The 1,000-nt window shown below is 61.4% G+C and carries 1 protein-coding gene and 1 pseudogene; both read right to left on the reverse strand.

Annotated elements, in window-relative coordinates; translation table 11 throughout:
- Positions 1 to 156: 156 nt before the first annotated feature.
- Positions 157 to 540, reverse strand: coding sequence for a VOC family protein (locus tag A2I95_RS42475; protein WP_027258553.1), 384 nt, complete (start codon positions 538 to 540; stop codon positions 157 to 159).
- Positions 540 to 1,000 (reverse strand): annotated as a pseudogene (locus A2I95_RS42480) (arginyltransferase); the annotation flags it as partial. The gene A2I95_RS42475 and the pseudogene A2I95_RS42480, both read right to left, overlap by 1 nt.

Below are 1,000 nucleotides of genomic sequence, written 5' to 3' on the forward strand. Positions count from 1 at the left end.
CCGGCGTTGATCCCGAACTGATCAGGGCGCGTTATAAGAAACGGAAAAGGGGCCCCAAGCGGGCCCCTTTGCTTTTTTGCCGGGGGAGGGGCGCTGCCCCTCTGCGCCCTTGGCGCATTCACCCCGGAGTATTTTTGACCAGAAAGAAGCTGGGGATCAGGCGAACTGGATCAGATCCCAGCGGTTGCCGAAGGGATCGCGCCAGACGGCAACGGTGCCATAGGGTTCATGCCGCGGCTCTTCCTCGAAGGTGACGCCCTGGGCCAGCATTGCGGTATGATCTCGGACGAAATCGTCTGTCGCCAGAAACAGGCCGACACGGCCGCCGAACTGGTTGCCGATGGCGGCCTCCTGATCCGGTCCTTCGGCACGGGCCAGGATCAGACTGCCCTGGCTGGCACCCGGCGGCAGGATGCGGATCCAGCGTTTGCGGCCCTGATCGATATCCTCGGCCAGCAGCCAGCCAAGCCGGCCGCAGTAAAAGGCGATGGCGGCGTCGTAATCCGGCACTACCAGGGAAATGGCATGAATATGCTGCATCAGCGGCTGCGGTGGATGGGCTGTTCAGGCAGCTGGATATTGGCGACCTGTTCGGCAATCGGATCGGTGGACAGCGGATGCCCGGCGGCCTCGAACTCAGACGGGTCGGACATCTTTTTCCATTCGCTGCGGTGATAGATTTCCAGGCCTGAGAACTTGGCCTTATAGCTCATCTTCTGGCTGCCCGGCACCCAGTAGCCGAGGTAGACATAAGGCAGCCCGGCCTCGCGTGCGATGGAGATATGGTCGAGGATCATAAACGTGCCCAGCGAATTCTGCTGCTGATCAGGGGCGTAGAAGGAATAGACCATGCTGAGCCCATCCTCCAGCACATCGGTCAGCGACACCGCCGTCAGCTGGTTGCTGCCCGGCACAGCATACTCCACCACCCGGCTGCGCACCGGGGTTTCCTCGATCATTGCGGCGTATTCGAAGACATCCATATCGGCCATGCCGCCAT

The sequence above is a fragment of the Leisingera sp. F5 genome (genome assembly GCF_001593695.1).